We start from the raw sequence: 25,470 nt of genomic DNA, 5'->3' as shown, positions 1-25,470 counted from the left end.
ATGCGTCGCAGTGTACCCCGGTCCCCCGTCCGGCGAATATTCGGGGCGTAACCGACCGACCACCTGCGGGAGTCGGCGATAGCGACAAACATGGTTAGCCTGAGAGGCCAGTGAGATGCGTGCGGCAGACGAGGCTCGGCGTCGCGAACCCAACGGCGGGTCCAGGTGCTCTATACAGAGCTGCCGTTCCGGCGACGAGGAGGAGGCCCGTGACACAACAGACCTGGGACGAGGTGGGCGGTCTGCTGCCGCACGACGAGTTCCGTGCCGCAAGCGAGGCCATCGTGGCCAACATCGAGCAGGTCATCGCGGGTAAGACGGCCACCGTCCGGCTCGCCCTGGCGGTGCTGCTCGCCGAGGGTCACCTGCTCATCGAGGACGTGCCCGGCGTCGGCAAGACCAAGCTCGCCAAGTCGATGGCCCGGTCCATCGACTGCTCGGTCCGCCGCATCCAGTTCACCCCCGACCTCCTGCCCAGCGACGTCACCGGCGTCAGCGTCTACAACCAGGAGACCCACGACTTCGAGTTCCGTCCGGGCGCGGTCTTCGCCAACCTGGTCGTCGGCGACGAGATCAACCGGGCCTCGCCGAAGACCCAGTCGGCGCTGCTCGAGTGCATGGAGGAGCGGCAGGTCACGGTCGACGGGGTGACCTACCAGCTCCAGACGCCGTTCATGGTGATCGCGACGCAGAACCCGATCGAGATGGAGGGCACCTACCCGCTGCCCGAGGCGCAGCGGGACCGGTTCACCGCCCGCATCGCGATGGGCTATCCGGACCCGAACGCCGAGCTGGCCATGCTCGACGGGCACGGGGCCACCGACCCGCTGGCGGGGCTGCGCCCGGTCTCCGACGCGGCGACCGTACGCCGGCTGATCGGCCACGTGCGGCAGGTGCACGTCGCCGACGCCGTCAAGCAGTACGCGATCGCCCTGGTGACCGCCACCCGTGAGGCACCCGACCTGCGGCTCGGCGCATCCCCGCGGGCCACCCTGCAACTGCTGCGCACCGCCCGCGCGGTGGCCGCCCTGGAGGGCCGCGACTACGTCCTCCCGGACGACCTGCAGACCCTCGCGGTGCCGGTGCTGGCGCACCGGATCATCCCGACGGCGGACGCGCAGCTCGCCCGGCGCACCACCGACGCGATCGTCGCCGAGCTGGTGCACCGCCTGCCGTTGCCGCACGACCGGCAGCGTTCCCCGTACGACACCCGACCCGGCCACGGGACCGGCAACGGCCGCGGGCCGTACGAGCCACGGAGGCCATGACGTGCGTGACGGCCTGCGCGGGCTGACCACCCGCGGCCGCTCCTTCCTGGCGGCCGCGGTCGCGGCCGCGATCTCCGCCGCCATCCTCGGCGAGAAGGACCTGCTCCGGGTGGCCGTCCTGCTGGCCGTCCTGCCGCTGCTCGCCGCCGCGTACGTGGGGCGCAGCCGATACAAGCTGGCCTGTCACCGCACGCTCGAGCCGCACCGGGTGCCGGTCGGCGCCAGCTCCCGGGTGGTGCTGCGGTTGCAGAACCTGTCCCGGCTGCCCACCGGCACCCTGCTGCTGGAGGACCGGCTGCCCTACGCGCTGGGCAGCCGGCCCCGGGTGGTGCTGGAACGGCTCGGCGCGCACCAGGCCAGCTCCGTGGCGTACACGGTCCGCGCCGACGTGCGCGGCCGCTACGACGTGGGTCCGCTGGTGATCCGGCTGACCGACCCGTTCGGGCTGTGCGAGCTGACCCGGTCGTTCCCCAGCACCGACCACCTCACCGTGATCCCGCAGGTCACCCCGCTGCCCTCGGTGCGGCTGCCGGGCGAGTACGCCGGCAGCGGCGACAGCCGGGCCCGCTCGGTCGCGGTGCACGGCGAGGACGACGCCGCCACCCGGGAGTACCGGATGGGCGACGACCTGCGCCGGGTGCACTGGAAGTCGACCGCCCGCACCGGTGAGCTGATGGTGCGCCGCGAGGAGCAACCGTGGGAGAGCCGGGCCACCGTGGTGCTGGACACCCGCGCCGCCGGCCACCGGGGCGAGGGACCGACGGCCAGCTTCGAGTGGGCCGTCTCGGCCGCCGCCAGCATCGCCGTGCACCTGCGCCAGGCCGGTTACAAGCTGCGCCTGGTCACCGGCAACGGCGTGGACGTCGGCGCCACCGAGGCCGGTGGTGAGGGCCTGCTCCTCGACCATCTCGCCGAGGTGCACCTGGACCGGCGCGGCGAGATCACCACGCTGGTGCAGCAGGTCCGGCAGCGGGCCGACGGCGGCCTGATCATCGCGTTGTTCGGCACGCTCGGTGACGCCGAGGCGGAGCTGCTGGCCGGGCTGCGTGGCAACGGCGCCACCTGCGTGGCGTTCCTGCTCGACAGCAACACCTGGTTGAACCTGCCGCCCAAGGCCCGGGTCGAGGCGGAGCGGGCGCACGGCAGCTCCGCCCTCGCCCTGCTGCAGAGCGGCTGGCGGGTCATCGGGGTGGAGCACGGCAACCGGCTGCCGGCACTGTGGCCGCAGGCCGGCCGCGGCTCGCAGGGCTTCGCCCTGCGGGCGGCGCTGGCCGAGACGGTCGCCGGCGGCATGCGATGACCGGAAGGACGATTCGGTGACCCCGCACCGCAACATCGGTTTCGTCGCCGCGGCGGCGACCCTGCTGGCGGCGGCCCCGCTGTCGGCGATCTTCGAGCGCTGGACGTGGCTGGTCCAGGCGGCCATCGTGGTCTCCGTGGTGGCCGGCGCGGCGGCGCTGAGCCGGTTGGGCCGGGCCCCGCTGTGGGGTCAGCTGCTGGCCATGCTGGCCGGCCTGACCCTGGGCCTGACGTGGGTCTTTCCCGGCGGCACCGAGCTGCTCGCGTTCGTGCCGACCCCGGCCACCTTCGCCCACTTCGGCGACCTGCTCCAGACCTCGTTGCAGGACATGCGCGCGTACGGTGTCAAGGTTCCCGACGTCGACTCGCTGCTCTTCCTCGCCGTGCTCGGCATCGGCGCGGTGGCGGTGGTGGTCGACGTGCTCGCGGTCGGGCTGCGCCGGCCGGCGCTGGCCGGGCTGCCGATGCTCGCCATCTACTCGGTGCCGGTGGCGGTCTACGTGGACAGTGTCCCCGCCACCCCGTTCGTGGTGGGCGCCGCGGGCTACCTGTGGTTGCTGGTGACCGACAACGTCGACCGGGTGCGCCGGTTCGGCCGCCGGTTCACCGGCGAGGGACGCGACGTCGACGTGTGGGAGGCGTCGCCGCTCGCCGCGGCCGGCCGCCGGCTGGCCGTGGTCGGGGTGCTGGTGGCGGTGGCGCTGCCGCTGGCCGTGCCCGGGATGACCGGCGGCCTGCTGAACAACGTCGGCGCCGGCCCCGGCGACGGCACCGGGCGGCCCGGTCAGGGCGGCACCAGCGGCCGGATCGACCTGTTCGCCGCGCTGAGCGGCCAGCTCAACCAGAGTGAGCGGTTCGACCTGGTCAAGGTCACCACCAACGAGCCGAACCCGTTCTACCTGCGCCTGGGCGTGGTGGACGACCTGCGGCCGAGCGGCTTCCAGGCCCGCGTGCCGACCGGGGACCAGGTCACCCGCGAGCTGCCCGACCCGTCCGAACGCGCGCCCCGGGGGGTCGAGCAGCGGACCTACCGGGCCACGGTCGAGGTGACGAAGAACCTGAACATGCCGCTGCTGCCGGTCTACGCCGAGCCGGTCCGGACCGAGGACCTCAACGGCAACTGGCGCTACGACGCCAACCAGCAGGTCGTCTTCTCCAACCGGGAGAACGCGCGCGGCAAGCGCTACTCGTTCGAGTACGTGCGGTCGACGTTCAACCCGGACGCGCTGCGCGCCGCGCCGGCCCCGCCGTCGGAGAGCGCGGTGATGCGGCAGGGCACCACCAGGCCGACGGTCCCGGACGTGGAGCGACTGGTCACCCGTCTCACCGAGGGCCGGAAGACCAACTACGACAAGGTCCGGGCGATCTACGACTACTTCTCGGTGGAGAACGGCTTCACCTACGCGCTCTCCACCCGCAACGGCAGCAGCGGCGCGGACATCACCGACTTCCTCGCCACCAAGGTCGGCTACTGCCAGCAGTACGCCGCGGCGATGGCCTGGCTGGTCCGGGCCGCCGGCGTGCCGGCCCGGGTGGCGGTCGGGTTCACCAACGGCAGCAACACCGACGGCGGCACCTACGTGCTGACCAACCAGAACCTGCACGCCTGGACCGAGGTCTACTTCAGCCGGATCGGCTGGGTGCCGTTCGACGCCACCCCGGCGGCCAGCATCCCCGGTTCGGTCCGGTCCGCCTGGGCTCCGGACACCGACGCGCCGGAGGAGATCACCCCGTCGCCGGGCAGCAGCGCCGCTCCCGGCGCGGCGAACCCGTCGGCCGGCCCGGACGAACCGGACCGTCTCGACAAGGACGCCGACCAGGGCCTGGCGGTCGGCGAGAGCGGGCCGGCCCGGCAGGACACGGTCTGGCCGTGGTGGCTGGCCGGGGCGCTCGCCCTGCTGGCGCTGCTCGCCCTGCCGGCCCTGCGCCGTTCGGCGCTGCGCCGCCGACGCCGGGTCCGGGCGGCCCCGCCGACGGCCACCGCGGTGGCCGTGCCCGGTCAGCGGGGCGAAACCCGACAGATCGTGGTCGGGGTGGACGCCGAGGCGGCTCGCGCCGACGCGCACGCCGCCTGGGACGAGCTGCTGGACACGCTCGTCGACTTCCACGTCCCGGTCGACGGCACCGAGACGCCGCGGGCGACCGCCGAGCGGTTGACCCGGGAGGCGCTGGCCGAGGACGCCGGCGCGGCGACCGGGGTCCGGCTGCTGGGTCGGGCCGAGGAGCGGGCCCGTTACGCCCGTGACCCGCTCACCGACGCCGAGCTGCAACCGGCGCTGGGAACGGTACGCGGGGCGCTGGCCGCGCGGGCGAACCGGCGTACCCGGTTGCTGGCCGCGGTGCTGCCGCCGTCGGTGCTGATGCGTTGGCGCACCGCCCTGGCCGAGCGGTCGGCCCGGCTGGTCACCACCACCGGGCAGGCGCGGCAGTGGATGGTGCGCTGGAGCCCGCGCCGGCTGTTGGCGGGTCGCCCGGCCCGCTGACCCTCCGCCGCCGGCCGGCACCCACGCCGGTCCCCCGTCGATCAAGGAGTTCGCGTCGGCGCGGAACGAATCCGTGACGCGAACCCCTTGATCACGCGGGTGGGGGTCGACCGGTCGGGCGGCGCGACGGATCTGGCGCGCTCGCCGGCGGGTGTCGGCGAGCGCGGGCCTGGCGCACCCGCCCGGTCAGGGGCGGCGCGTGGTCAGCGGTGGCCCTCCGGGCGCTGCCGCCAGCGGTCCTCCATCCGGTCGAGGAAGGAGCCCCGGCGACCGCCGCTGCGGCCACGGGGACGACGCCGGCTCGTTGTGGTGCCGCCGACCACGTGCAGGTCGGGCGACTGGGATCGGCGGTGCGACTGCACCGCGTAGCCCAACGAGGCCAGCATGACGACGAAGCCCGCCACGGCCACCGCGGGAATCTTGATCACGGCACCGTAGATCAACAGGGCCAGACCAACGACGACCACGCCGGCAGCGACGAGCACGCGACGCCGCGCGTGGAAACGCGGGTCGCTGGCGCGCACGGCCGAGGCGAACTTGGGATCCTCGGCAAGCGACTGCTCGATCTGCTCGAACAGCCGCTGCTCGTGCTCCGAGAGCGGCACGGCACTCCTCCCCGGTCACGTTGGTCGGCCCGGTCGGGCCGACAGACCGTGGCAGCCAACCGGCTGCTTACCCGCAAGTCTACGAGGGTGCTCGCGCGTCGGAAAGCGGGACGACCTACGGCCGGGTCGGTTTTTCGACTGGGCGCGGATCACGCCGGCCGAGAAGACTGGCCGGACCTATGACGGACCGCCCGAATCGGGCAGCCGCCGCGTCCGCCGCCGCCTCCGCCTCCCGCCAGCCCCGCTCCGGCTCACCCAGGGTGAGCTGCCGCGGCGTCTCCTCCGCCGGGGCGAGCCCCTCCATCCGGACGCCGACCAGCCGGACCGGCTCGCCCGGGGCGAGAACCCCCCAGAGCGCCCAGGCCGTGTCGAACATCTCCCGGGCGGTGTCGGTCGGCACGGCGAGGGTGCGGGCGCGACTCACCGTGCGGAAGTCGGCGAACCGGACCTTCAGCGACACCGTGCGACCCACCTGCCCGGCCGCCCGCAGCCGGGCCCCGGCCTTGTCGGCGAGGGCGAGCAGGGCCCGCCGGATCTCGCCCGGGTCGGTCACGTCGGTCTCGAACGTGGTCTCCGCGCCGATCGACTTCTCCACGTGCTCCGGGGACACGCCGCGCGGGTCCCGCCCCCAGGCCAACTCGTGCAGGTGCGCGGCGGAGGCCTCGCCCACCGCCCGACGCAGCAGGCCGGGTGGCGCCTCGGCCAGGTCACGCACGGTGCGCAGGCCGAGGCGGCGCAGCGCCTCCGCCGACCGCTCCCCCACCCCCCACAACGCCGACACCGGCAGCGGGTGCAGGAAGTCGAGCACCCGGTCGGCGGGCACCACGAGCATCCCGTCCGGCTTGGCCCGGGTCGAGCCGAGCTTGGCCACGAACTTGCTCGACGCCACCCCGACCGAGCAGGTCAACCGCTGCTCCTCGGCCACCCGTCGACGGATCAGCGCGGCGATGGCCGCCGGCCGGCCGAACAACCGCCGGGCACCGGCCACGTCGAGGAACGCCTCGTCCAACGAGAGCGGCTCGACCAGCGGGGTGACGTCGCGGAAGATCTGCATGACCGCCCGGGACGCCTCCGAGTAGGCGCCGAAGTCGGGCGGCAGGTAGACCGCGCCCGGGCAGAGCGCGCGGGCCCGGGCGGTGGGCATCGCGCTGCGCACCCCGAACCGGCGGGCCTCGTAGCTGGCCGAGCTGACCACCCCGCGCGGGCCGACGCCGCCCACCACCACCGGCCGGCCGCGCAGTTCGGGGCGACGGCGCACCTCCACCGAGGCGAAGAACGCGTCCATGTCGACGTGCAGGATCGAAGAGCCGGTGTCGTCGGCGTCCGGCCCGAAGCGCGGATCACCGCCCCGGGGCAACGACTGGCTGCGGCCCATGACCCGCAGGCTAGCCCGCCGGTCCGACACCCGCGCCGGTCAGCCCCGGACCACCAGCAGCGGCACGGTCATCTCGGCGGCGGTGTCCGCGCCGTGGTACGCCACCAACCGCGACACCATCGGCGGCTCGGACCGGGTGGCGACCACCGCGTACGTGTCGCGGCAGACCACCACCACGTCGCCGATCCGGGCCAGGTGCGCCTCCGGCACCGGCCCGAACCAGCCGGTCGCCACCGCCTCCGCCCGGGTCAGCACGTCGGCCGCGCCGTCCAGCACCGCCGTCCAGGCGGCCACCACGTCGGCCTCCGCGCCCGGCTCGACGTGCAGGTAGCGGACCCGGGGCTCACCGGCCAGCACCCGCACCCCGGCCCGCAGCCGGGGATCGGCGTCCAGGTCGATCCGGTGCCCGGCGGGGATGTCGAGCTGGCCGTGGTCGGCGGTGACCAGCAGCGCGGCGTCCGGCGGCAGGCCGTCGACCAGCCGGGCCAGCAACGTGTCCACCGCCGCGGCGGCCGACCGCCACGGGGCGGAGTCGACGCCGCTGAGGTGCCCGTGCCGGTCCAGGTCGGGGTGGTAGCCGGAAACCAGGGTCGGCCCGGTGCCGGCGGCCAGCGCGGCCAGCATCCGCGCGGCGAGCGCGTCGACCCCGGTCGCGCCGCGGTAGTCGCCCCCGCGGTTGGCGGCCACGGTGAGGCCGCTGCCGGCGAACTCGGGTCGGCTGACCACGGTCACCGCCACCCCGGCGGCACGGGCCCGCTCGTACCAGGTGGGGACCGGCTGCCAGCGGGACGGGTCGGGGTCGCCGGCCCAGTCGACGTGGGTGAGGACCCGGTCGGTGCCGGGCACCCGGACCGTGAAGCCGAGCACGCCGTGCGCGCCGGACGCGACGCCGGTGCCGAGGCCGACCAGGCTGGTCGGGGTGGTGGAGGGGAAGCCCGCGGTGAGCGGGAAGCCGGTGGTGGCGGCCAGCCCGGCCAGCGTCGGCGCGTACCGGGCGGCGGTGGGGATCTGGTACCACCCGAGCCCGTCGACGAGCAGCACGGCGAGCCGGCGTACCCCGGTCAGCCGGTGCGCCAGGCCGAGGCTGTCGACCGCGCCGGGGACACCGAACAGCGACAGCGCGCTGGGCAGCACGTCGACCAGGCTGCCCCCGCCGTAGCGGGGCGCGACCCGCGCCAGCGGCCCCGGGCCCGGGCCGGTCATGCCGGGCGGCGGGCGAACAGGTGCAGCTGGGCGGCGAGGTCACGGTACGGCGGCTTCGCCGCCAGGGCGCGCTCCAACTCGAGCAACGCGGCGGGCTGGCCGTCCGCCACGGCGGCCGGAAGCAGGTCGGCGAGCACGCGTACGCCGTGGATCTCCTCGACGGCGAGCCCGGCGGCGGTGAGCAGCGCGGTCGCGCCCTCGGCGTCGTAGCGGCGGCGCAGGGTGTCCCGGCCGCCCGCGGTGCCGTGCGGGTCGGTGGCGAGCGCGGCGGCGGCGTCCAGCTGGCCGTTGATCGCCCGGCCCAGCACGGCGGCGGCCCGCGCGGCCACCAGCACGCTCGCCGCCCCGCCGGGACGCAGCGCGCCGGCCAGCGCCGTGATCACCGGCTCCGGCGCGTCGACCACCTCCAGGACGGAGTGGCAGAGCACCAGGTCCACGGAGGCCGGCTCGACCAGCCCGGTGAGCGCGTCGGCGTCGCCCTGCGTCGCGCGTACCCGATCGGCGACCCCGGCCTCGGCGGCCCGGCGGGTCAGCGCGGCGAGCGCGTCGGGACTGGCGTCGACCACGGTGACCCGGTGGCCGGCCTCGGCGAGCGGGACGGCGAAGCCGCCGGTCCCGCCGCCGACGTCGAGCACGGAGAGCCGCTCGCCGGCCCGCCGGTCCAGCTCGGCCCGGAGCACCGCCCAGATCACGGCGGTGCGGGGGGTGAGGGTTCGGGTCTGCTCCACGCCGCCGAGCCTAGCCAGGGTCAGGACTCGCCGCCGCCCGCCGGGTCCTCCTCCGCGCGGGACCGCTGGGCGTTGGCCACCGGGCCGTCGGTCACCTGGTGCTCCCGCGGCTCGATCTCGTGGGTGGGCGCCCACCCGGCGCCGAGCCGGGTCCGTCGGGCGTTGGCCACGCCACCGGGGTACGTGCTGTGAAAGGTCATCGTTCATCCCCCATACCGGGGTGGGCGACTCTGCCCACCCGCGTCCGGGAGTCTCCCGTGTCCGGCTTCCGGAAACCGTAATGTGGATCACTGCCATCAACGGAAATCCCGGGACGCCGGCGTGACGGGCGGCTCGATCGCGTCCAGCCGGTCCGCGGTGAGGTTCGTGACGCCCTCGTGCCGCTGCAACCGACCCCGCACCACCAGTGCTCCGCTGGTGCGGGCGATTCGACGGTAGCGCTGCCAGAGCCCCGGCGAACACGTGACGTTGAGCATGCCGGTCTCGTCCTCCAGGTTGAGGAACGTGACCCCGCCGGCGGTCGCCGGCCGCTGCCGGTGGGTGACGATCCCGCCGACCCGGATCCGCTGCCCGGGAGGCACCTGGCCGAGCCGGGCGATCGGCACCGCGCCCAGCGCGTCGAGCCGGTCCCGGAGAAACCGGGCCGGGTGGCTCTCCGGGGACAGGCCGGTGGCCCAGACGTCGGCGACCAACCGGTCCACCGCCGCCATGCCGGGCAGGGTGGGCGGCTCCACGCCGGTCACCGTGCCGGGCAGCCGGCCGGGCCGGTCCTGGGCCGCCGCGCCGGCGGCCCAGAGGGCCTGCCGCCGGGTCAGCCCGAAACCGGCGAAGGCGTCCGCGGTGGCCAGCGCCTCCAGCTGCGCCGCGGTGAGACCGACGCGGCGGGCCAGGTCCGGCATGTCCCGGTACGGCCCGTGCGCGGCCCGCTCCGCCTCGATCCGCTCGGCCACGCCGTCGCCGAGGGTACGGACGCTGCCCAGCCCGAGCCGGACCGCCGGGCCGCCCAGCCCCCAGGCGTGCGGCGGCTCGCCCGGCACGCTGCCCCACCGGGTCTCCGGACCGGACTCCAGCACCGCCTGGGCGCCGCTGGCGTTGATGTCCGGCCGGCGCACCTCCACCCCGTGCCGGCGGGCGTCGTCGGCGAGCGTCTGCGGCGAGTAGAAACCCATCGGCTGGGCGTTGAGCAGCGCGGCCAGGAACGGGCCCGGGTGGTAGCGCTTGAGCCACGAGCTGGCGTAGACCAGGTAGGCGAAGCTCATCGCGTGGCTCTCCGGGAAGCCGTAGCTGGCGAACGCGGTCAGCTTGCGGTAGACGTCGTCGGCCAGCTCGCCGGTGATGCCCCGCTCGGCCATCCCGGCGTAGAGCCGGTCGGCGATCTGCGCCATCCGCTCCACCGAACGTTTCGCCCCCATGGCCCGGCGCAGCTGGTCCGCCCCGGCCGCGTCGAACCCGGCCAGGTCGATGGCGAGCTGCATGAGCTGCTCCTGGAACAGCGGCACGCCGAGCGTCTTCTCCAGCGCGTTGCGCATCAGCGGGTGCGCGTACGTCACCGGCTCCTGGCCGTTCTTGCGCCGGATGAAGGGATGCACCGAGCCGCCCTGGATCGGGCCGGGCCGGATCAGCGCCACCTCCACCACCAGGTCGTAGAACTCGCGGGGCTTGAGCCGGGGCAGGGTGGCCATCTGGGCCCGGCTCTCCACCTGGAACACCCCGACCGAGTCGGCCCGGCAGAGCATGTCGTAGACCTCGGGGTCGTCCAGCGTCATCTCGCCCAGGTCGAGGCTGGACCCGATCAGGTCGTAGCCGTAGTGCAGCGCCGACAGCATGCCCAGGCCGAGCAGGTCGAACTTGACCAGGCCGACGGCGGCGCAGTCGTCCTTGTCCCACTGGAGCACGCTGCGGCCGGGCATCCGGCCCCACTCCACCGGGCAGACCTCGATCACCGGCCGGTCGCAGATCACCATGCCACCGGAGTGGATGCCCAGGTGCCGGGGGAACGTCTGCAGCTCGTTCGCGTACGCGACCACCTGCTCCGGGATGTCCGCCACGTCGACCGCGGCGACCGAACCCCACCTGTCGATCTGCTTGCTCCAGGCGTCCTGCTGGCCGGGCGAGAACCCGAACGCCTTGGCCACGTCCCGCACCGCCGACCGCGGCCGGTACGAGATGACGTTGGCGACCTGGGCGGTGTGCTCCCGGCCGTAGCGGGCGTAGACGTGCTGGATCACCTCCTCCCGGCGGTCGGACTCGATGTCCACGTCGATGTCGGGCGGACCGTCCCGCTCCGGGGCGAGGAAGCGTTCGAACAGCAGCCGGTGCCGGACCGCGTCCACGTTGGTGATGCGCAGCGCGTAGCAGACCGCCGAGTTGGCCGCCGACCCCCGGCCCTGGCAGTAGATGTCCTGCTCGCGGCAGAACGTGACGATGTCGTAGACCACCAGGAAGTAGCCCGGGAAACCCAGCTCGTCGATCATCCGCAGCTCGTGCTCCAACTGCGCGTACGCCTCCGGGTGCGCCTGCGGCGGGCCGTAGCGCTCCCGGGCGCCGTCCATGGTCAGCCGGCGCAGCCAGCTCATCTCGGTGTGCCCGGCCGGCACCGGGTACGCCGGCAACTGCGGCGCGACCAGGTGCAGGTCGAACGCGAGTTCCGCGCCGAACTCGGCGGCCCGCGCCACCGCACCCGGGTACGCGGCGAACCGTGCCGCCATCTCCGCGCCGCTGCGCAGGTGGGCGGTGGCCGCGGCGGGCAGCCAGCCGTCGATCTCGTCGAGGCTGCGCCGGGCCCGGACCGCGGCCACCGTGGTGGCCAGCCGCCGCCGCCCGGGGGTGGCGTAGTGCACGTTGTTCGTGGCCACCGTGGGCAGCCCGGCCGCGCCGGCCAGCTCGGCGAGCGCGTCGTTGCGGTCGGCGTCGACCGGATGCCCGTGGTCGGTCAGCTCCACCGCCACCGTCTCCGCGCCGAACAACGCGGTGAGCCGGTCCAGCTCCCGGGCCGCCGCGTCGACCCCCTCGGTGAGCAGCGCGGCGGGCACGTGCCCCTTGCGGCAGCCGGTGAGCACCAGCACGTGGTCGCGCAGCTCGGCGGCGATCTGCTCCAGCTCGCCGTAGACCGGGCGGCCCTTCTCCCCGCCGCGCAGCTGGGCCCGGGAGATGGTGGCGGCGAGGCGCGCGTACCCCTCGTGCCCGTGGGCGAGCACCAGCAGGTGCCGGCCGAGCGGATCGGGCTCGCCGTTCTGCGGGCCGGGCAGCCCGAGGGAGAGTTCCGCTCCGAAGATCGTCGGCAGCCGCAGCGCGCGGGCCGCCTCGGCGAAGCGCACCACGCCGTAGAAGCCGTCGTGGTCGGTGACGGCGAGCGCGGTGAGCCCCAGCCGGGCGGCCTCCTCGGCCATCTCCTCGGGGTGGCTGGCCCCGTCGAGGAAACTGAAGTTGGAGTGCGCGTGCAGCTCCGCGTAGGGCACCGTGCCGTCCGGGCGGTCCAGCTCGGGCGGTCGATATTCCTGGCGCTTGCGGCTCCAGGCCGGGGAGTCGCCGCCGTCGGCGTCGACCGCGAGCGGGTCCACCACGTGCAGGTGGCGCCCGCCCCTGGCTCCCGCACCCCTGGCTCCCGCACCCCTGGCTCCCTCGCCCTTCGCCCGGCTGGAGAGCACCTGTTCCAGCTTCGACCAGGGCATCTTCGGGTTGTGGAAGCTCATCCCGCGCTCCCCCACCCGGCATCGGCCGAGCCGATCGGCCGAAGGCCGGTCTGCGGTCGCCTACAAACTTGATGGCACGGATGAGTCATGGCTCCGGCTCCGGCTACGACTACGGCAGCGGCGGCGGCGGTTCGGCGCGGTGAGCCGTTTACGTCATCAAGTTCGTAGGCTCCGCCGGGTGGAAGCCGGCGCGGCACGTCGGCACGCCGCGGCGCCGAGGCACTTCGCTCAGTCATAGATCGCCTCCACCAGCCACTGCCCACCCTCGACCGCGAGCAGCAGGGCGGTGCCGTCGGCCAGGCAGACCTGGAACCGGGCCCGGCGACGCGCCTCGGCCGGCGCCCACCAGCGCTCGTCCACCGGCCACGGGCCGGCCCATCCGGAGATCCCGGACGGGCGGCCGGTGCCCACGATCAGCCGGGCCGGCGCCGCGCTGACCACCAGCCGGGCGCTCACCACGACCGGCTCCCCCGTCGCGTCGCGCACCTCGGCCGGCAGCGGGGTGGGCAGCACCACGGCCGGCGCCGGCGGCGGGATCCGCCCCGGCCACGGCGGCTCGGCCACCGCCCGCCCCCGACCGGCCCGGGCCCGTCCCGCCACCTCCCCGTCCGAGCCTGCGGCCGACGCGGAGGCCGAACCAGCAGGCACGACCGGCAGCGCCGGCGGGCCGGGGCGGGCGGGTGCCCGTTCGTCGCCCCACGGGACCAGGCGCACCTGGTCGGCCGGGGAGCGCCCGCCACCGAGCACGGCGGTGACCACCGCCTCGGGGCCGAGAATGCCCTGGACCCGGCTCAGCGCGCGGTGCGCCCGTTCCCGCTCCGCGCCGGTCTCTCCCCACAGGCCGGGTTGCAGGCCGGCCTGGGCGAGCACGCCGTCCGGCACCAGCCGCAGCCGGACGATGCCGGCGGTCGGTCGGGTCGGGCGGGCGCCACCCCGGCCGTTGCTGCCGGAGAGCCAGCCGTCGAGCTGCCAGCGGACCCGGTCGGCGATGGCCGCGGCGGTGAGCAGGCCGTCGTGCCGCCACACCCGGTGCAGCTCCTGACCGTGCGCGGTGACCGCCTCGATGCCGAGCCGGGTGCAGGCCAGCCCGTACGCGGCGAGCCGCTCGTGCAGGCGCTCGGCCAGCGTCCGGGCGACGAACGCGGCGGCGTCGACCCGGCCGATCGGCTCGTCGTGCTCGGCGGTGACGGTCAGGTCGGCGGGCGGCCGGCGGACCGCGAGCGGACGGTCGTCCCGCCCGGCGGCGAGCCGGTGCGCCAGCGCCCCGTCGGAGCCGAACCGGGCCAGCACGTCCCCGGCGGACAACGCGGCGAAGTCGCCGAGGGTGCGGATGCCGAGCCGGCGCAACAGGTCGGCCAGGGCGGGCCGGCCGAGCGCCTCGATCGGACGGCCGGCCAGGAACTCCGCGGTGCCGCCGGCCGGCACGATCCGCCCCTCCCGGGCGGCCAGCCCGGCCGCGAAGACCCCGTCGGCGATGCCGACCTGGCTCTCCACCACGCAACTCTGGGCGACGTGCTCGACGATCCGCTCGGCCGCCGCCTCCTCGCCACCGAGGTAGCGGCTCGGCCCCCGGGCGGCGGTCGCGCACGCGCCGGGCCGAATCACCTCGACGCCGGCGACCACCTCCTCGACGGCGGCCACCACCGGCTCGAACGCCCGCGCGTCCCGGCCCGGGTCGTGGTCGACGACGGTGAGCCCGGGGCAGCGGCCCTGCGCTTCCCGCCGGCGCAGCCCGCGCCGGATCCCCTCGGCCCGGGCCCGCTCGGAGCAGGCGACCACCCGGTTGGCGTGCAGCACCACGACCGGGTCGGTGGCGGGCACCCCGTCGACGATCTCGGCGGCGAGGACCGGCCAGTCCGGGCACCAGAGCAGCAGGGCCCGCGGCGGCGCGCTCACGGGTTCGCCACCGGGGTCACCACGCGCAGCCGGCGGGTCGAGGCGGCGGGGACGCCGGACCCGGCGGCGCGGGGGATCACCCGGGTCAGCTCGTCGCCGGGCAGCCACACCTTGATCTCCTTGGGCCGGGCGGCGGCACCCCGCCCGCGGGCCGAGACGGTCACCTCCCGCCGGCGCAGCCGCCCGCGGCCCGGCCCGAGCCCCTGCCAGACGCCGCGGACCACCTGGAGCGTCACGTCCGCGCCGTCCCACCGCCCGTACGGCACCAGCACGCTGCCACGCTGCCGGGCCCGGGCGGCCAGCCGGGCGGAGACCGAGGCGGAGACCGAGGTCGGCACGGCGGTGACCACCACGTCGACCCCGTCGATGAGCGCGGCCACCACGGTGGGCCACTCCGGCCCGGGGTCGGGCACCAGGGCGAGCCGGTCCAGGGCGATCCCGGCCTCCGCCGCCGCGCCGGCCCCGAAGGTGGGTACGCCGACCACGGCGCACCACGAGCCGGCCCGGGACGCCTCGGCGAGCAGTGCCAGGATCAGTGAGGTGGCCCCGCTGTGCCGGGGTTGGCCGAGGCCGACCGCGACGGTGCTGCCGCGACGCAGCCCCCGGTTGGGCAGCAGCCCGGTCAGCTCGGCCCGGACGGGGAGCACCCGATGGCCGCCGGCCGGGTCGGGTGCGCTCGCCGGGCGCACCAGCTCGGCCAGGGCGGCGGAACCGACCACCATGCGGCCCGCCATCGGACCAACCCCCCGTCGTGTTTCGCCACGGGCCCCGGCCCGTGGGTGGTGCTGTGGATCATGTGGTGCGGTGGGAGCGGCGCCCGGCCACCCGGGTCCCGCCGATGGCGGCCGGGCGCCACGACTCAGGCCGCGGCCGCCCCGGGACGCGACGCGGCGGCCGAACCGGGACGCGACGGGGCGTCGGACCCACCGAGCCGGAGCGGCCGGTGCAGGCCGTCGAGCGCCGGTTGGTGCGCCAGCCCGAGCGCGGTCTCCACCACGGTCACGAACTGTTCGGCGGCGCGCAGCAGGTCGTCGGCCTCCCGGGCGGTGACCACCCGGGGGATGCCGGCCTCGGCGGCGGCCCGCTTGCCGGCGCCGGCGGCGAAGAGGGCAGCCCACTCGTCCAGCTCGGGCGCGACGGTGGCGAGCAGCACCCAGACGCTGGTGATCCGGTTGCGCCGGGTGGGGGCGGGACGGGCCCGGGCGGCGAGCACGGCGGCGGCGGCGCGCAGCGCCGCGAGGTGGGCGGCCGCGTAGCGGAGGCCGTCGGGGCGGGTGCGGGCGGCCTCGACCAACCCGTCGCGGGCCACCACGAGCAGCTGGGCGGGGGTGCGGTGCGGCAGCACGTGCGCGGGCACCGTGGGCGCCTGGGCCGGACTGGTCGGCATGGGTCTCTCCTCCGCGTGGGGCCGGGGCGGGCGATCGCGCGACGGGGAACCGTCGCCCGGTCACCCGGAGCGGTCGGTGCGGAGGAAGACGCACCAGTGTTGGCGGCCGGCCGGGTGTGAACGCTTCCCCACACCCACACCCGGCCGGCGTGCCGGCGGGTCCGTCGCCCGCCGCCCGGGGGTCGTGGGCGGCGGGCGACGACCTGCCTGTCGGGCTCGGACTCGCGACTGTCCGAAGCCCCGGTGCGGCCCGCGGAGCCGCACCTTCCGGAAGCCGGTGCCGCGAAACACCGCCTCCGGAGCTTGGCGAACGGTGTATGCCCCGATCGCGTCGGCGGGGAACCGATCGCGATCGAATCGAACACTCGTTCTAACTACCCTGACAGTACACCTCCCCACCGACGAAAACGCAATGTGTGACGCGCCGGGGACACGCCGGCGCGCGGTACGGATTCCCAGCCGGGGCACAGCCCCGACAAAGGAGAACCGGAACTCACCGGCAGACGGTTACCCCATGAACGTCTGCCGTACCGAGAAGACCGCCCGGTGACCGCCACCGTGGCCGGCCGGCGGGCCGGACGCCCGACGCCGCCGGCCGCCCCGACCTGGTGGGCCGACGTCGCCGGCACCCTCGCGGCGCTCAGCCTGCTGGTCGTCACCGCGCTGTGGACCGCCGACCGCGGGGTGCAGGAGCTGCTGGCCGGCGCCGCCACCGGGCTCACCTCGCTCGGCCGGCTCACCGGCCTGCTCAGCGCCGACCTGATGCTGGTCCAGGTGGTGCTGATGGCCCGGGTGCCGCTGCTCGAACGCCGCTTCGGCCAGGACCGGATCGCCCGCTGGCACCGGCTCGCCGGCTTCACCTCGTTCCACCTGCTGCTGGCGCACGTGCTGCTGACCGTCCTCGGGTACGCCGGCACCGCCCGCCAGGGGGTGCTCGCCGAGGCCTGGGACCTGGTCGTCACGTACCCCGGGATGCTGCTGGCCACCGCGGCGCTGGCGCTGCTGGTGCTGGTGGTGGCGACCTCGGTCCGCGCGGCCCGGCGGCGGCTGCGCTACGAGTCCTGGCACCTGCTGCACCTCTACGCCTACCTGGGTGTCGCGCTGGCGTTGCCGCACCAGCTCTGGACCGGCGCCGACTTCCTCGCCTCGCCGCTCGCCCGCGCCTACTGGTGGACGGTCTACCTGCTGGCCCTGGCCAGCGTGCTCGTCTGGCGGCTCGGCCTGCCGGCCTGGCGCACGCTGCGACACCGGATCGAGGTGGCCGCGGTGGTGCCCGAGGCGCCCGGGATCACCTCGGTCTGGCTGCGCGGGCGGAACCTGCACCGGCTGCCGGTCCGGGCCGGGCAGTTCCTGCTCTGGCGGTTCCTGGACGGCCCCGGCTGGTCGCGCGCCCACCCGTACTCGCTGTCCGCGCCGCCGCACGGGGACCTGATGCGGATCACCGTCAAGGACCTGGGCGACGGCAGCGCCCGGGTGGCCGCCCTGCGCCCCGGCACCCGGGTGCTGATCGAGGGGCCGTACGGGCGGCTCACCGGGCAGCACTGGCGCGGCGGCGGGATCACGATGCTGGCCTGCGGCGTCGGTCTCACCCCGCTGCTGGCGCTGCTCTGGGAGCTGCCGTACGCGCCCGGCCAGGCGGTGCTCGCCTACCGCGCGCGTACCGGCGAGGACCTGGCCTTCTCCGCCGAGCTGGACCGGCTCGTCGCGGAACGCGGGCTGGTGGTGCACCACCTGGTCGGCCCCCGGGCGGCCCGGCCGTCCTGGCTGCCCGCGTACGCCGAGGGGCTCGCCGACGCCGAGGCGCTGCGCCGGCTCTCCCCCGGCGTGGCCGGGCACGACGTCTTCCTCTGCGGCCCGGACGGCTGGGTCGACGCCGTGCGCGCCGCGACCCGCGCGGCCGGGGTGCCCGACGCGCACGTCCATCACGAACTGTTCGCCTGGTGACGGGCGCGAAGGGAGGATCCGTGCGACGGATCACCATCTGGCTGCTGTCCACCGTGGCCGCGCTGGTGCTGCTGTTCAGCTACCGGACCAGCACCATGGGCGCGGGCGGGGAGACCGGCGCGGTCGCCACCGGGAACGACCCGGGCGGCGGCACCTGGAGCGGCACGGACGGCGGCTCGGGACCGTCGGGCGGTGACACCGGCGGCGGCTCCTCGACCGGCGGCGACGGCGGCACGACCGGCGGCGACGGCGGCACGACCGGCGGTGGCGGCACGGCGACCGGGTCGGTGGCGCAGACCCGGTGGGGTCCGGTGCAGGTGAAGATCACCGTCTCGGCCGGGAAGATCACCGATGTCGCGGCCGTGCAGGTGCCCGACGGCAACCGGCGGGACCAGGAGATCAACGACTACGCGGTGCCGATCCTGCGGCAGGAGGCGCTGGCCGCGCAGAGCGCCGAGATCGACAGCGTCTCCGGGGCCACCGTCACCAGCGACGGCTACCGGGAGTCGCTCCAGTCCGCCATCGACGCGGCGCACCTCAAATGAGCGGGCCGGAGCGCCGGGCCTGGGTGGCGCAGGTGATGGGGCTGCCGGTCAGCGTGCACCTGCGGGGCCCGCTGGTGCGTACCCCGGAGGTCGAGGAGCGGGTGGCCCGGGTCCTCGCCGAGCTGCGCGCCGCCGACGCGGTGTTCAGCACCTGGCGGCCGGAGAGCGTGCTGGGCCGGCTCCGGGGGGCGCCGCCCGGCCCGGCGGCCACCGCCGACCCGCTGGTGCGCGAGGTGGTCGGGCTCTGCGAGACGGCCCGCGCGCGAACCGACGGGTGGTTCGACGCCCGCCGCCTGCCGCTGCCGCTGGGCGGCACCGGCTACGACCCGTCCGGCCTGGTCAAGGGCTGGGCGGTGGAACGGGCCGCCCGGCACCTGACCGACCTGGCCGACCACGACCTGTGCCTCAACGCGGGCGGGGACGTGCTGCTGCGGACCGCGCCGGGCCGGCCGCGCTGGCGGATCGGCATCGAGGACCCGGACCGGCCCGAGCGGATGCTCGACGTGGTCGAGCGGGCCGGCGGCGCGGTCGCCACCTCCGGCACCGCGCGGCGCGGCGCGCACATCACCGACCCGCGTGCCGGGCGGCCGGCCGAGGCGCTCCGGTCGGTCACCGTGGTCGGCCCGGACCTGCTCTGGGCCGACGTGTACGCGACCGCGGCGGTCGCCCGGGGCGCGGACGCACCGGACTGGCTGGCCACCCTGGACGGGTACGCGGCCCTGCTGGTGGACACCGCCGGCCGGGCCCGGGCCACCCCGGGCTGGCCCGGGCGGGCCACCGTATCGTCTCCCTGACGGCGGACCCGGGCCGCCGGAGGCGGGAGGGCGATCCGTGCGGGCCGGTGAGGTCGACAAGAAGCGGCTGTTCGAGCTGCTCTGGGGCGCGCCCGCCGGCCCCCGGCGCGGGCCCCGCCCCACGCTCTCCCCGGCCGCCGTGGCCCGCGCCGGCATCGCCGTCGCCGACGCGGACGGGCTCGACGGGCTGACCATGCAACGGGTCGCCGAGTCGCTGGGCGTCACCAAGATGGCGCTCTACCGCTATGTGCCGGGCCGGGCCGAACTGGTCGCCCTGATGCTGGACGAGGCGCTGGGCGAGCCACCGCCGCCCGGCCCGGACGCCGGCCGGGAGGCGGCCGGGGCCGACGCGGACTGGCGGGCCCGGCTCGACGACTGGACCCGGCGGCTGGTCGAGCGGTTCCGCCGGCATCCCTGGGCGCAGGCGGCGGCCGTCGGGGCCCGGCTGCCCGGCCCGAACGAGCTGTCCTGGGTGGACCGCGTGGTGGCCGCGCTCGCCGGGACCGGGCTCACCGCGACCGAGCGGCTCGACGTGGCGACGCTGCTGGTGGGGCACGCCCGCAACCTGGCCGGCCTGCCACCGGACTCCGGTCGGGAGGCGGCGTTCGCCGCGCTGGTGCACGGCCGCGAGGCCCGCTTCCCGGCCCTCGCCGCCGCCCTGGCCGCCCCCGCCACCCCCCACTCCCCCACGGACCCCGCCTCCCCGACCCCCGACCCCACCCTCGACTTCGGCCTCACCCGCATCCTCGACGGCATCCAGACCCTGCTCCACTCCCGCGCCGCCGCCACGCCACCCTCGGTCGACCACGAGGTTGGCGGTCCGACACGCCGGGCGGCGACACCGCCAACCTCATGATCGACGCACCCGGCGAGGGTGGTCCGGCCGGCGGGGGGAGAATGGGGGCATGCAGTCTGAGCCACATCCGAACGTGCGGGCGGTGCAGCGGGCGCTCGACGAGGCGGGGGCGCGGGACTTCTCCGGGCACGCCAGCGCCGTCCGCCTGCTGCCGGAGGCGGTGCACACCGCCGCCGCGGCGGCCGCCGCGCTCGGCGTCGACGTCGGCGCCATCGCCAACTCGCTGATCTTCGACGCCGACGACGCGCCGCTGCTGGTCCTCACCTCCGGCGCGCACCGGGTGGACACCGCCGGGCTGGCCGCCACGCTGGGCGTGGCCCACCTGCGCCGGGCCAGCCCGGACTTCGTCAGGCGGCACACCGGTCAGGTGATCGGCGGGGTCGCCCCGCTCGGCCACCCCGGGCCGCTGCGCACCCTGGTCGACACCGCCCTGAAGAAGTACGACGAGGTGTGGGCGGCCGGCGGCGTGCCGCAGGCGGTGTTCCCGACCACCTACCCGGAGCTGCTGCGGCTCACCGGCGGCGACCCGGCCGAGGTGGCGTGAACCCCGGTCTCGTCACGCTGCACGTGTGGCGCGTCCCCCGCCGGGCGGTGCCCGGCGCGCTGGCCCGGATGGCGACCCACCCGGCACGGCTGCGCCGGCTGCCCGGCGTCCGCTTCGCCAAGCTGCTCGGCACCGGGACCGGCACCGGCTTCGGCCCCGGCGACGCCGACCTGACCCGGTGGGCCGCGCTGGTGGTCTGGGACTCCCCCGCCGCCGCGGCCTGCTTCGACGCCTCCCCGGTCGCCCGCTCCTGGGCCCGGATCGCCGACGCCGCCGTCCGGCTGGAGCTGCGGCCGCTGACCAGCCGCGGCGAGTGGTCCGGCCGGGAGCCGTTCGGCACGCCGGCCGGTGGCCGGGTCACCGGGCCGGTGCTGGCGCTGACCCGGGCCCGGCTGCGGGCCCGCCGGGCGGCCACGTTCTGGCGGGCGATCCCGCCGGTCGCCGCCGAGCTGCACGCCGCCCCCGGGCTGCTCGCCCGGTTCGGCGTCGGCGAGGCGCCGCTGGGCTGGCAGGGCACGGTGAGCGTGTGGCGCGACCCGACGGACCTCGTCGCCTTCGCGTACCGTTCCCCCGAGCACCGCGCCGCGATCACCCGCACCCCCACCGAGGGCTGGTACGCGGAGGAACTGTTCGCGCGGTTCGCGGTGGGCGACGTGGTCGGCGACCGTACGGTGCTCGGCTGGGTCGCCGCCGACGGCGACCCCGACTCGGCGAGAGGGAACGCATGAGGCTGGTGCGCTGGACGCCGGACGACCTGGTCCGCCGGCTGGACGACGTGGTCGCCGTCTACGGCGAGGCGATGGGCTACCGCGCCGACCTGCTGGAGGCCCGGCGCGGCTACATCGCCACCCACGTCCGGCGACCCGGGTTCCGCGCCGTCGCCAGCCTCACCACCGAGGGGCACCTGGCCGGCTTCGGGTACGGCTATCTGGGCGCCACCGGGCAGTGGTGGCACGACCAGGTGCACCGGGCGCTGGACGCGGAGACCCGGCAGCGCTGGCTGGCCCGCCCGTTCGAGGTGGTCGAGCTGCACGTGCGCCCGCCCGCCCAGGGGCACGGCGTGGGCGCCCGCCAACTGCGCGCGTTGCTCAGCGTGGCCGAGGGCGACACCACCCTGCTCTCCACCCCGGAGGCGGACGAGCGGACGTCGCGGGCCTGGCGGCTCTACCGCCGGTTCGGCTTCGTCGACGTGCTGCGCCACTTCCACTTCCCCGGTGACGAGCGGCCGTTCGGCGTGCTCGGCCGGGACCTGCCGCTGCCCGCCGCCGGCCCGGCGGAAGCCCCGTGAGCTCGGGGGGTGAACCGGGCCCGCGAGCCCCGCGCTCGCGGTCCGGCGCGTTCCGGCTGCCCTGGGCGCTGTTGGCCGTGCTGGTCCTCGCCCAGATCTGCTATCCGCTGACCGGCGGTGCGACCCGGGCCGGGCTGACGGTGGCCACGGTGGTGCTCGGTTGGCTGCTCTCCGTCGCCCACGCGCTGCTCACCCGGGGCGCCCGGGTCGCGGCCGCGCTGGTCGCGGTGGTGACCGGCGGCGGGTTCGCGGTCGAGGCGCTCGGCGTGGCCACCGGGTTCCCGTTCGGCAGCTACGACTACTCCGGCGAGCTGGGCCCGAAGCTGGCCGGCGTGCCGCTGATCATCCCGCTGGCCTGGACCTGGATGGCCTGGCCGGCGTGGCTCACCGCGGTCCGGCTCACCCAGGGGTTAAAAGGGGGCCCCGCCTCTACCGGAGGCGTTAAGAAGGGGCCCCGCCTTGCACGGGTCGCGCTGGCGGCGGTGGGGCTGGCCGCGTGGGACCTGTTCCTCGATCCGCAGATGGTGGCCGAGGGCTACTGGACCTGGCGGGACGCCACCCCGGCGCTGCCCGGCCTGCCCGGCATCCCGGTCAGCAACTACCTCGGCTGGCTGGGCTTCGCCGTGCTGCTCGCCGTCGCGCTGCGCCCGCTCGCCGGGCCGTCCGTCGACCGGGTCGACCGCCGCGACGCCCCGATGTTCGCGCTCTACCTCTGGACGTACGCCTCCAGCGTGCTGGCGCACGCGGTCTTCCTCCGGCTGCCCGCCTCCGCGGTGTGGGGCGCCGCCGGCATGGCGGTGGCCGCGGTGCCGCTGGCGGTGGTGCTGTGGCGGGGCCGCCGGGAGCGGGCCGTCGCCGCCGAACCCGCGCCCCGGGTCGACGCGCCGGCATGACCGCCGCGCTCGCGCTGGTGGTGGCGGTCGCCTCGCTCACCGGGCACACGCTCGTCAACGCCCTCGCCTGGCTACGCCGCCCCACCGGCGGGCCGGCCGGGGTCGGCGAGGGCGTGGCAGTGCTGCTGCCGCTGCGCGACGAGGCCGACCGGGTCACCCCGTGCCTGCGCGCGCTGCTCGCCCAGCGCGGCGTGCCCGGGCTGCGGATCGTGGTGCTCGACGACGGGTCCACCGACGGCACCGCCGACGTGGTCCGCGCGGTGGTCGGCGCCGACCCGCGGGTCACGCTGCTCACCGGCGTCGCCCCGCCGCCCGGCTGGCTGGGCAAGCCGCACGCCTGCTGGCAGCTCGCCACCCGCACCGATCCGGAGCCGACCGTGCTGGCCTTCGTCGACGCCGACGTGGTGCTCACCCCGTACGCCGTCGCGGCGGCGGTGACCGAGCTGCGCGCGGCGGGCGCGACGCTGCTGTCGCCGTACCCCCGGATCGTGGTGCGGACGGCGGCCGACCGGCTGGTGCAGCCGCTGTTGCAGTGGTTGTGGCTGACGTTCCTGCCACTGCGCGCGATGGAACGCTCGCGGCGGCCCTCGCTGGCCGCGGCCGGCGGGCAGTTCCTGGTCGTGGACCGGGCCGGCTACCTGCGGGCCGGCGGGCACGCGGCGGTGGCCGACAAGGTGCTGGAGGACATCGAGCTGGCCCGGGCGGTGAAGCGGGCCGGCGGCCGGATCGCGCTGGCCGACGGCTCCCGGCTGGCGTCCTGCCGGATGTACGACGACTGGCCGCAACTGCGCGACGGCTACACCAAGTCGCTGTGGGCCTCGTTCGGCCATCCGGCCGGCGCGGCGGTCGTGCTGGCCCTGCTGCTCCTGCTCTACACCGCGCCACCGCTGCTGGCCGGCGCCGCGCTGCTGGCCGGCGCGCCGGCGGTGGCCGGGATCGCGACGCTCGCCTACCTGGCCGGCGTGACCGGGCGCGTGGTCAGCGCCCGGGCCACCGGCGGGCGGGCCTGGCCCGACGCGCTGGCGCACCCCGTGTCGGTCGTGGTCCTCGGTTGGTTGACCGTCCGGTCGTACCATCTGCGGAAGCGACGCCGGCTCACCTGGCGGGGTCGCCCGGTCACCTAGGAGGAGCACCCCATGGCGCGCATCGTGGTCATCGGCGCCGGCGTGGGCGGACTCGCCGCCGCCGCCCGGCTCGCGGTCACCGGGCACGAGGTCACCGTCCTGGAACGGGCCGGCACGGTCGGCGGCAAGCTGGGCCGGTGGGCGCACCACACCCCGGAGGGGTCGTGGCGCTTCGACACCGGGCCGAGCCTGGTCACCCTGCCGCAGGTCTTCCACGACCTGTTCGAGGCCACCGGGGCGAAGCTCGACGAATACCTCGACCTGGTCCCGCTGGACCCGATCGTGCGGCACGTCTTCCCCGACGGCGGCCCCACGCTGGACTCCTGCGCCGACCCGGACGAGTTCACCGCCCGGATCGGCGCCGCGTTCGGCGACCGGTCCGCCGCCGACTGGCAGCGGCTGTGGCGGCGCGCCGCCCGGGTGTGGGAGGCGTCGCACCGGGACATCCTGCGTCGCACCGTGGACTCGCCGCGCGACCTGGCCGCGCTGGCCTGGCGGCTGGGCGACCTGGCCGCCATCGGTCCCGGCCGCACGCTGCGCGGGCTGGGCCGCCGGCACCTGTCCGACCCGCGGCTGCGGATGCTGCTCGACCGGTACGCCACCTACACCGGCGCCGACCCGCGCCGCGCGCCGGCCGCGCTGGTCGCCGTCCCCTACGCCGAGCTGGCGTTCGGCGGCTGGTACCTGCGCGGCGGGCTGGGCACGCTGGCCGACGCGTTGCTGTCGCGCTGCCTGGACCTCGGCGTGGTGGTGCGCACCGGCGCGGCGGTCACCCGGATCGACGCGGCCGGTGGCCGGGTGCACGGGGTCCGGGTCGCCGGCTCGGCCGCGCCGGTCCCGGCCGACGTGGTGGTGGCCAACACCGACGCGCTCACCGTCTACCGGGACCTGCTGCCGCACCCGCGCCGGCTGGCCGCGCTGACCGACCGCAGCCTGGCCGGCTTCGTGCTGCTGCTCGGCGTGCGCGGCGACTCCGGGCTGGCCCACCACAGCGTCTTCTTCCCCCGCGACTACGACGCCGAGTTCGACGCCGTCTTCGGCGACCCCGGCCGCGGCGTACGGGCCCGGCCGGCGCCCGACCCGACCGTGTTCGTCACCGCAGCCGACGACCCGGCGGTCCGGCCGGACGGCCACGAGGCGTGGTTCGTGCTGGTCAACGCGCCCCGGCACGGCACCGCCCCGGACGCGGTGGACTGGCGACGGCCGGGGCTGGCCGAGGCGTACGCGGACCGGATCCTCGACGTGCTGGCCGAGCGCGGGGTGGACGTGCGGGACCGGCTGGTGTTCCGGGAGGTCCGCACGCCGGCCGACCTGGACGCGGCCACCGGCGCGCCGGGCGGGGCGATCTACGGCACCGCCGGCGGCCTGCTGCGTCCGCCGAACCGGGGCCCGGTGGCCGGGCTGTGGCTGGTCGGCGGCTCCACCCACCCCGGCGGCGGCCTCCCCATGGTGACCATGTCGGCGGAGATCGTCGCCGACGCCATCGGCCCGGCGTGGTAAGGCGGGGCCCCCTGTCAACGCCTCCGGTAGAGAAGGGGCCCCTTCT

Annotated in this window: 22 protein-coding genes; 13 read left to right on the top strand and 9 right to left on the bottom strand. The window is 76.3% G+C overall.

The genetic code is table 11. The features are described 5' to 3' along the window. Positions 1–209 precede the first annotated feature (209 nt). Genes GA0070213_RS07575 through GA0070213_RS07565 form a run of 3 tightly spaced genes read left to right on the top strand, consistent with a single transcriptional unit; the run spans position 210 to position 5,050 of the window. Positions 210–1,268, top strand: coding sequence for an AAA family ATPase (locus tag GA0070213_RS07575; RefSeq protein WP_091059560.1), 1,059 nt, complete (start codon positions 210–212; stop codon positions 1,266–1,268). A 1-nt stretch (position 1,269) separates the two neighbouring features. After that, on the top strand, positions 1,270–2,568 hold the full coding sequence (locus GA0070213_RS07570; RefSeq protein WP_091059557.1) for a DUF58 domain-containing protein: 1,299 nt from the start codon (positions 1,270–1,272) through the stop codon (positions 2,566–2,568). 16 nt (positions 2,569–2,584) lie between these two features. Beyond that, complete coding sequence (locus GA0070213_RS07565; RefSeq protein WP_091059554.1) at positions 2,585–5,050, top strand: transglutaminase TgpA family protein; 2,466 nt, start codon at positions 2,585–2,587, stop codon at positions 5,048–5,050. Positions 5,051–5,253: 203 nt separating this feature from the next. Here the strand turns inward: GA0070213_RS07565 and GA0070213_RS07560 are convergent, their stop codons facing one another. From GA0070213_RS07560 to GA0070213_RS07520, 9 genes are all read right to left on the bottom strand, one after another. Then, positions 5,254–5,655: a DUF3040 domain-containing protein gene (locus GA0070213_RS07560; protein ID WP_091059550.1), complete on the bottom strand. Its 402-nt coding sequence runs from the start codon at positions 5,653–5,655 to the stop codon at positions 5,254–5,256. Positions 5,656–5,770: 115 nt separating this feature from the next. Then, positions 5,771–7,030 (bottom strand): DNA polymerase IV, encoded by a 1,260-nt coding sequence (locus tag GA0070213_RS07555; protein WP_091059546.1) that lies wholly within the window; start codon positions 7,028–7,030, stop codon positions 5,771–5,773. Positions 7,031–7,069: 39 nt separating this feature from the next. Beyond that, a complete protein-coding gene (locus tag GA0070213_RS07550; RefSeq protein WP_091059543.1) occupies positions 7,070–8,233 on the bottom strand; it encodes an alkaline phosphatase family protein in 1,164 nt (387 codons plus the stop codon). Continuing rightward, a complete protein-coding gene (locus tag GA0070213_RS07545; RefSeq protein ID WP_425412808.1) occupies positions 8,230–8,979 on the bottom strand; it encodes a methyltransferase domain-containing protein in 750 nt (249 codons plus the stop codon). The genes GA0070213_RS07550 and GA0070213_RS07545 overlap by 4 nt, the downstream gene beginning before the upstream one ends. A 2-nt stretch (positions 8,980–8,981) precedes the next feature. Continuing rightward, positions 8,982–9,161: a hypothetical protein gene (locus GA0070213_RS07540; protein WP_089157237.1), complete on the bottom strand. Its 180-nt coding sequence runs from the start codon at positions 9,159–9,161 to the stop codon at positions 8,982–8,984. A 96-nt stretch (positions 9,162–9,257) separates the two neighbouring features. Next, positions 9,258–12,653: an error-prone DNA polymerase gene (locus GA0070213_RS07535; RefSeq protein WP_091059538.1), complete on the bottom strand. Its 3,396-nt coding sequence runs from the start codon at positions 12,651–12,653 to the stop codon at positions 9,258–9,260. A 228-nt stretch (positions 12,654–12,881) separates the two neighbouring features. Then, a complete protein-coding gene (locus GA0070213_RS07530; protein ID WP_091059535.1) occupies positions 12,882–14,549 on the bottom strand; it encodes a DNA polymerase Y family protein in 1,668 nt (555 codons plus the stop codon). After that, entirely contained in the window at positions 14,546–15,283 is a 738-nt protein-coding gene (locus GA0070213_RS07525) for a hypothetical protein (RefSeq protein ID WP_091059532.1), read from the bottom strand. The genes GA0070213_RS07530 and GA0070213_RS07525 overlap by 4 nt, the downstream gene beginning before the upstream one ends. 125 nt (positions 15,284–15,408) lie before the next feature. Then, complete coding sequence (locus GA0070213_RS07520) at positions 15,409–15,936, bottom strand: SAV_6107 family HEPN domain-containing protein (RefSeq protein WP_091059528.1); 528 nt, start codon at positions 15,934–15,936, stop codon at positions 15,409–15,411. 546 nt (positions 15,937–16,482) lie between these two features. On the opposite strand from GA0070213_RS07520, the gene GA0070213_RS07515 reads away from it, so the two are divergent. Genes GA0070213_RS07515 through GA0070213_RS07470 form a run of 10 tightly spaced genes read left to right on the top strand, consistent with a single transcriptional unit; the run spans position 16,483 to position 25,424 of the window. After that, entirely contained in the window at positions 16,483–17,880 is a 1,398-nt protein-coding gene (locus tag GA0070213_RS07515) for a ferredoxin reductase family protein (protein WP_091059525.1), read from the top strand. Between the two features lie 20 nt (positions 17,881–17,900). Then, positions 17,901–18,425 carry an FMN-binding protein gene (locus GA0070213_RS07510; protein WP_091059520.1) on the top strand — a complete coding sequence of 175 codons (525 nt, stop codon included), beginning with the start codon at positions 17,901–17,903 and terminating at the stop codon, positions 18,423–18,425. Further along, positions 18,422–19,219, top strand: a complete 798-nt coding sequence (locus tag GA0070213_RS07505; protein ID WP_091059518.1) for an FAD:protein FMN transferase — start codon at positions 18,422–18,424, stop codon at positions 19,217–19,219. The genes GA0070213_RS07510 and GA0070213_RS07505 overlap by 4 nt, the downstream gene beginning before the upstream one ends. 37 nt (positions 19,220–19,256) lie before the next feature. Beyond that, positions 19,257–20,075 (top strand): TetR/AcrR family transcriptional regulator, encoded by an 819-nt coding sequence (locus GA0070213_RS07500; protein ID WP_245716298.1) that lies wholly within the window; start codon positions 19,257–19,259, stop codon positions 20,073–20,075. 49 nt (positions 20,076–20,124) lie between these two features. Next, positions 20,125–20,619: a YbaK/EbsC family protein gene (locus GA0070213_RS07495; RefSeq protein ID WP_091059514.1), complete on the top strand. Its 495-nt coding sequence runs from the start codon at positions 20,125–20,127 to the stop codon at positions 20,617–20,619. Next, positions 20,616–21,347, top strand: a complete 732-nt coding sequence (locus GA0070213_RS07490; RefSeq protein WP_091059510.1) for a monooxygenase — start codon at positions 20,616–20,618, stop codon at positions 21,345–21,347. The genes GA0070213_RS07495 and GA0070213_RS07490 overlap by 4 nt, the downstream gene beginning before the upstream one ends. Continuing rightward, complete coding sequence (locus GA0070213_RS07485) at positions 21,344–21,907, top strand: GNAT family N-acetyltransferase (protein ID WP_091059508.1); 564 nt, start codon at positions 21,344–21,346, stop codon at positions 21,905–21,907. Before GA0070213_RS07490 ends, GA0070213_RS07485 begins: the two co-directional genes overlap by 4 nt. Before the next feature lie 56 nt (positions 21,908–21,963). Beyond that, positions 21,964–22,800, top strand: a complete 837-nt coding sequence (locus GA0070213_RS07480) for a carotenoid biosynthesis protein (RefSeq protein ID WP_091060143.1) — start codon at positions 21,964–21,966, stop codon at positions 22,798–22,800. Further along, the gene (locus GA0070213_RS07475) at positions 22,797–23,924 is read left to right on the top strand and encodes a glycosyltransferase family 2 protein (protein WP_091059506.1); all 1,128 of its coding nucleotides are present in this window, start codon (positions 22,797–22,799) and stop codon (positions 23,922–23,924) included. Before GA0070213_RS07480 ends, GA0070213_RS07475 begins: the two co-directional genes overlap by 4 nt. A 12-nt stretch (positions 23,925–23,936) precedes the next feature. Next, positions 23,937–25,424, top strand: coding sequence for a phytoene desaturase family protein (locus GA0070213_RS07470; protein ID WP_091059504.1), 1,488 nt, complete (start codon positions 23,937–23,939; stop codon positions 25,422–25,424). The last annotated feature ends 46 nt before the right edge of the window (positions 25,425–25,470 follow it).

Origin of the sequence: Micromonospora humi (assembly GCF_900090105.1) — a bacterium.
GTDB classification, from domain to species: domain Bacteria; phylum Actinomycetota; class Actinomycetes; order Mycobacteriales; family Micromonosporaceae; genus Micromonospora; species Micromonospora humi.
Note: the sequence above shows the minus strand (reverse complement) of the source record. Positions and strands in the feature narration are given on the sequence as shown.

Bases quoted from the DNA above. Each gene is read 5' to 3' on its own strand.
- GA0070213_RS07555 (WP_091059546.1), bottom strand. From the start codon at position 7,030: ATGGGCCGCAGCCAGTCGTTGCCCCGGGGCGGTGATCCGCGCTTCGGG.
- GA0070213_RS07550 (WP_091059543.1), bottom strand. From the start codon at position 8,233: ATGACCGGCCCGGGCCCGGGGCCGCTGGCGCGGGTCGCGCCCCGCTAC.
- GA0070213_RS07540 (WP_089157237.1), bottom strand. From the start codon at position 9,161: ATGACCTTTCACAGCACGTACCCCGGTGGCGTGGCCAACGCCCGACGG.
- GA0070213_RS07535 (WP_091059538.1), bottom strand. From the start codon at position 12,653: ATGAGCTTCCACAACCCGAAGATGCCCTGGTCGAAGCTGGAACAGGTG.
- GA0070213_RS07525 (WP_091059532.1), bottom strand. From the start codon at position 15,283: ATGGCGGGCCGCATGGTGGTCGGTTCCGCCGCCCTGGCCGAGCTGGTG.
- GA0070213_RS07520 (WP_091059528.1), bottom strand. From the start codon at position 15,936: ATGCCGACCAGTCCGGCCCAGGCGCCCACGGTGCCCGCGCACGTGCTG.
- GA0070213_RS07505 (WP_091059518.1), top strand. From the start codon at position 18,422: ATGAGCGGGCCGGAGCGCCGGGCCTGGGTGGCGCAGGTGATGGGGCTG.
- GA0070213_RS07495 (WP_091059514.1), top strand. From the start codon at position 20,125: ATGCAGTCTGAGCCACATCCGAACGTGCGGGCGGTGCAGCGGGCGCTC.
- GA0070213_RS07485 (WP_091059508.1), top strand. From the start codon at position 21,344: ATGAGGCTGGTGCGCTGGACGCCGGACGACCTGGTCCGCCGGCTGGAC.
- GA0070213_RS07475 (WP_091059506.1), top strand. From the start codon at position 22,797: ATGACCGCCGCGCTCGCGCTGGTGGTGGCGGTCGCCTCGCTCACCGGG.
- GA0070213_RS07470 (WP_091059504.1), top strand. From the start codon at position 23,937: ATGGCGCGCATCGTGGTCATCGGCGCCGGCGTGGGCGGACTCGCCGCC.